The organism is Kitasatospora sp. NPDC051984 (assembly GCF_044593455.1).
GTDB lineage: Bacteria > Actinomycetota > Actinomycetes > Streptomycetales > Streptomycetaceae > Kitasatospora.
Genome location: NZ_JBIUCB010000056.1, coordinates 1 through 5,329, shown reverse-complemented (window position 1 = coordinate 5,329; position 5,329 = coordinate 1). Strand labels below are relative to the sequence as shown.

At 71.4% G+C, this 5,329-nt stretch carries 3 protein-coding genes and 1 pseudogene; all 4 read right to left on the bottom strand.

Annotation, left to right across the window (positions count from 1 at the left end; genetic code table 11):
* Positions 1 to 47: 47 nt before the first annotated feature.
* Positions 48 to 698 (bottom strand): DUF742 domain-containing protein, encoded by a 651-nt coding sequence (locus ACIHEI_RS37385; protein ID WP_392956984.1) that lies wholly within the window; start codon positions 696 to 698, stop codon positions 48 to 50.
* Between the two features lie 165 nt (positions 699 to 863).
* Positions 864 to 1,277: a roadblock/LC7 domain-containing protein gene (locus ACIHEI_RS37380; RefSeq protein WP_387649956.1), complete on the bottom strand. Its 414-nt coding sequence runs from the start codon at positions 1,275 to 1,277 to the stop codon at positions 864 to 866.
* Positions 1,278 to 1,287: 10 nt separating this feature from the next.
* On the bottom strand, positions 1,288 to 4,785 hold the full coding sequence (locus ACIHEI_RS37375; RefSeq protein WP_396609979.1) for a nitrate- and nitrite sensing domain-containing protein: 3,498 nt from the start codon (positions 4,783 to 4,785) through the stop codon (positions 1,288 to 1,290).
* A gap of 322 nt (positions 4,786 to 5,107) precedes the next feature.
* Positions 5,108 to 5,329: pseudogene (locus ACIHEI_RS37370) on the bottom strand (ATP-binding protein); the annotation flags it as partial.

Below are 5,329 nucleotides of genomic sequence, written 5' to 3'. Positions count from 1 at the left end.
CGACGACGATCTTGGCGGAGGTGGTGGCGCGGCTGGGGGCGGCCGCGTTAGAGCTTGCGAAGTCCACTGAGGACCCTTTCGAGCAGCGTGACGTCGGGCTGGTTGCCGGATTCACCGCCGGCTGCGGGCTGGTGGATGGCGACCAGGCCGGCCTCGGCCAGGTCCGCCACGAGAATGCGGGCCACCCCCAGGGGGAGGCCGAGCAGGGCGGAGATCTCCGCCACCGACTTCACGTCAGAGGCGCACAGCGAGCAGATCCGCTGGTGCTCGGGCAGCAGCGTGGCCATCCGGGCCGGGTCGACCGACGCGGAGACCAGTGCTTCCAGGGCGAGTTCGTAGCGCGGCCGGGTCCGTCCGCCGGTCATGGCGAACGGGCGGATCAGCGGCTCGGCGTCCTCGTAGTCGTCGAACCCGTCGTCCTCGTAGGGCTGTTCGACGTGCGGCGCCTCGTAGCGGTGCGGCAGGTCGGCGGGGTCGTGCGGGAACGCCTCATGACCGGGGTAGGCCTGGCCGTATCCGTCCGGCTGCTGGTACCAGCGCGGGTCGGACTGCGGGGGCAGGTACGACTGGCCACCGTTGTCGAACTGCGGCGCGTACTGCTGCTGCTGACCGTGGCCGACGCCGGGAGTCCCGAAAGCGTCGTGGCCGGAGCCCGCGTACGGGACGCCGAACTGGCCACTGTGGTCGGGCGGTGTCACGGTTCATCTCCTCAGGGTGCGGCGGTGCGTAGCGGGCCGCGTCGCCGGAGGAGCGCCGGGGCCGGTGGTGCGAAGGCCGTACAACGCCCGGTCCCGAGGCCGCCGAAGCGGCCTCGGGACGGGCAATGAGGTCTTTCGAATACCAGGACGGTATCCGACGAACCGTCAGTGCAGGAGACTGCCCTGGAGTTCGGCCCGCAGAGCGGGCGTCAGGACCGCGCCCGCGCGGTCCACCAGGAGGGCCATCTCGTAGCCGACGAGACCGATGTCGGAGTCCGGCGAGGCGAGCACCGCGAGCGCGGAGCCGTCGCTGACCGCCATCAGGAACAGGAAGCCCCGCTCCATCTCGACCACGGTCTGGGTCACGTCGCCGCCCTCGAAGATCCGGCTGGCGCCGGAGGTCAGCGAGCTCAGCCCGGAGGCGACGGCGGCAAGCTGGTCGGCACGGTCCCGGGGGAACCCCTCGGACATGCACAGCAGCAGACCGTCGGCGGAGACCACCACCGTGTGCGACACCCCGGGGGTGTTGTCCACGAAGTTGGTGATCAGCCAGTTCAGGTTCTGTGCGGCCTGGCTCATCTGGGTCAACTCAACGCTCCTGCTGGTTCGAGCCGCCGAAGAGATCGGTGCTGCTGTTGTGCGGTCCATCACCGTACGCCCCCTGGTCGGGGTCGATCCGGAAACTACCGGTGGTCCCGGAGTCGCCGCCGGCCTGGCGGCCCTGCTCGACGCCGCGGCGCAGGTTGGTCAGGCGGCCGCGTACCTCGTTCGGGTCGCGGGAGACCTGCGGGCCGTCCTGCGGGGTGGGCTTGGCGTTGCCCGGCACCAGGTTCTGCCGCGGCACGCGGCGCGGCAGACCCGACGGGGTCGTGCCCGAGGTGGAGGGCTCGCGGAGCTTCTCCGCGCGCTGCCAGTCGCCGTCGTTGGGGGACTCCCACTCGCTGGGCGCGGAGGTCGGGCCGGTCGGGCCGTAGCCGCCGAGCGCCGACACGTCGTGGCCGCGCGACTCGACGGGCGCCGAGGTGTCCTTCGCGCCGGTGAACCAGTTCGGGCTCTCCGCGCCCGGCCCGCCGGCCGGGCCCGCCAGCTGCTGGCCGGGCCGGCGCTGCGGCAGCCCGCCGCCGGTCGACCCGCCCGGGGCCGGCGGCAGCGCCGGCAGCTCCTCCGCCGGGTACGGGTGCCCGGCGGGCTCCTCGTAGCCGTAGTCCTGCTGCTGGTACTCGTCGGCGTACTGCGCCTGCGGGTACTGCTCGTCGCCGTACTGCTGCTGGTCGGCGAACTGCCCGGCGGCGTACGGCTGCTGGTACTCGTCGCCGTAGCCCTGGCCGGCCTGGAACGGGTCGTCCTGGAAGCCGGCCGGCGCGTACGGGGCCTGGTACCGGCCGGGCGCGTACGGGTCGTCCTGGTAGTGCTCGCCGGGCGTGTACTGGTCACGGCCGTAGCCGCTGTCCTGGTAGCCGTAGGCGTCGTCCTGGGCGGCCTGCTGGGGCTCGTAGGCGTCCGTGAAGGGGTCGGACTCCGGACGGCGGTAGTCGTCCGCGTATGGGGCCTGATAGCCGTTCTCGGTGCGGTCGTCCCCGGCGCCGTAGGGCGACTCCAGGATCTCCGCCTCCATCGGCTCCTCGAGGGTGGCGCCCGGACCGATCTCCAGGGCGGCCCGGCGGCGCTGCTCCTCCAGGCGCTGCGAGCGCTGCATGGACTCCAGCGCGGGGGAGAAGCCGTTGCCGCCGGGCAGGCCGCGGCCCGGCAGGTGGTCGTCGAAGCCGAGTTCGGCGGCGGTGCGCTCCTGGCCGTCGAAGGACCACTCGGCGGGGGTCTCCTGCTCGGCGAAGATCCGCGAGACGGTGAACTCTTCGTTCTGCGGCTCGGGCACCGCGACCAGCGAGGTGAGCTGCTGCGGCAGCATGACCAGCGAGGTGGTGCCGGCCGACTCGCCCGAGGGGCGCAGCTGCACGCGGATGTCGTGCCGCTGGGACAGCCGGCCGACCACGAACAGGCCCATGCGGCGGGAGATGGTGGCGTCCACGGTGGGCGGTTCGGCGAGCTTCTCGTTGATCTCGGCGAAGTCCTCGGCGGTCAGGCCGATGCCCTTGTCGTGGATCTCCACCAGCACCCGGCCGTCCGGCAGGCTGGTGGCGTTGACCAGCACCCGGGTCTGCGGGGAGGAGAACGAGGTGGCGTTCTCCAGCAGCTCGGCGAGCAGGTGGACGAGGTCGGTCACGGCGGGGCCGACCACGTCGGCCTCGGGGATGCCGGCCAGTTCGATGCGCTCGTAGTGCTCCACCTCGGAGGCGGCGGCGCGCAGCACGTCGACCAGCGGGACGGGCGTGTTCCAGCGGCGGCCGGGCTCCTCGCCCGCGAGGACGAGGAGGTTCTCGCCGTTGCGGCGCATGCGGGTGGCCAGGTGGTCCAGCTTGAAGAGGTTCTCCAGCTGGTCCGGGTCGGCCTCGTTGTTCTCCAGGTCGGTGATCAGCGACAGCTGGCGCTGGATCAGACTCTGGCTGCGGCGCGACAGGTTGGTGAAGATCGCGTTGACGTTGCCTCGCAGCAGCGCCTGCTCGGCGGCCAGCGAGACGGCCTGCTGGTGGACCTGGTCGAAGGCGCGGGCGACCTCGCCGATCTCGTCCGTGCCGTGCAGCGGGATCGGGGCGACCGAGGTGTCGACCCGCTCCGGGTCGGTCTTGGAGAGCTTGTCGACCAGCTCCGGCAGACGGTGGTTGGCGATGTCCAGCGCGGCGGTGTTCAGGGTCCGCATGCCGAGGATCATCGAGCGGGCGATGTAGCCGGTGAGCAGACCGGCCAGCACCAGCGAGGCGATCACGATCAGCGCGTTGAGCACCCAGTCGGTGAACGCCCGGTCCTTGATGCCCTGGGCGTCGGCGACGACCTGGTCCAGCAGCTCGGTCTCGGCCGTGCGCAGCGCGCTCATGTGGCTCTTGGTGGCCTGGTCCCACAGCGGGCGGGTCAGGCCGTCGGCGCCGGCCAGGTCGACGATCCGGGTGGCGGCGTCGCGGTTGGAGGCCGCGGTGGCCAGCTGGCTGCCGTAGTTCATGCCGATCGCGAGCAGCGAGATCATGCTCGGCATGGTGCGGCCGTCCGGCATGCGCAGCGGCAGGCGCTGGTCGGCGGTGGTCTGGGCGACCTCGGCGTCCGCGTAGACCTTCACCTCGTCGCTGCTGGACGCGGTGTTGAACTCGTCGCGGGCGGTCTGCTCCAGCTTGGCGGCGACCTGCAGACCCTGGATCAGGTCCTGGCCCTCGTGGCCGTCCACGCCGCCGACGCCGAGGCCGACCAGCAGGTGCAGCATCAGCGCGCGCTGGGTCGAGGCGGCCGCCTTGGCCAGCGACATCGCGTAGATGGCGCGGCCCTTGGAGGTGACGTTGGTGGAGCCGAAGCCGACCGAGTTGTCCATCGACAGCAGCGGCGCGTACATCATCGAGTACGCGTTGACGGTCGCGGTCGCGAACAGCTCCGGCTTGTAGGCGTTCTGCCGCAGGTGGGGGAGCCACGACACCATCGACTCGAACTGGCCGTCGCGGCGGGCGACGGTCGCGTCGTCCTTGATCTTGGAGAAGGCGGAACGGTACTCGGCCAGCGCCTGGTCGGTCTTGTCCCGGAGCTTCTTCACCTCGCCCTGGTCGCCCTGGCCGGTGAGCAGCGGCACCAGGCTGTCGTCGCGCTCCTGTTCCAGGGCGTCGGCCAGCTTGGTCGCGGCGCTCGCCAGCTTCGCGATGCGCACCGCGCGGTCGGCGTTGCTGTAGTCGTCCAGCGAGGTGTTGACGCGCAGGCCGCCGAAGACCAGCGCGATCACCACGGGGATGACCAGGATGGCCACCAGACGGGTCGGCACCCGCCAGTTCAGCGGCGACAGGAAGTCGGCCCGGCCGCCGCTCTGACGCTTGCTCTCCTTGGCGGCGCCGGCCCGCTCGGCGGACTCGCCGACGGCCGCGGGGGCGGTGCGCTGCGGCTCGCCGCGGTCCTCGGCCGCGGTGAACGCGGAGAACTGACCTGTGGTCCGGCCGCTTGCCGGTTCCTGCTGGCGGGGCTCTGAGCGCCGCTGCGGGGTGACTGGCTGCTTACGCCTCACTCGACAACAACCTCTCGACCGACTGGCGGCCATGGATCAATCCGGCGGCTACCCCCCGACGGGCCGCGACCCGCTCGGATACTACGGGGTAGCTGGAATTCAACACGAGCCGGAGAAGCGGACAAACGGCTGCCCCGCCCCGCACGCCCGGGGAGGAAAGTGGACATTTGCGGCGGAACTTCCGCAAAGGTCTAGGCCATTGGCGCGGACCGGAGCCGGACGACTACGCACTGTCAGGAAAGCCCGGCAAATGTGCTGGTCGAACTGTTACCGGGGACGCGAACCATCCTTGGTACGCGCCCCCGGCGGGGCCCTGCTCCACTCACCGCAGGCGGGCGAGGAGGGCGTGCTCGACGAGGGTGATGAGTGCGCTCTTGGCGCTGTCCCGGCGTCGGGCGTCGAGGGTGACGATCGGGATGTCCGCGCTGAGTTGCAGTGCCTCCCGTACCTCGTCGCCGGTGTGGGGCTGGTGTCCGTCGAAGCCGTTGAGGGCGACGACGAAGGGGAGTCCCGAGTTCTCGAAGTAGTCGAGGGCGGGGAAGCA

Coding starts and splice junctions, on each gene's coding strand:
- ACIHEI_RS37380 (WP_387649956.1), bottom strand. CDS start 1,277: ATGAGCCAGGCCGCACAGAACCTGAACTGGCTGATCACCAACTTCGTG.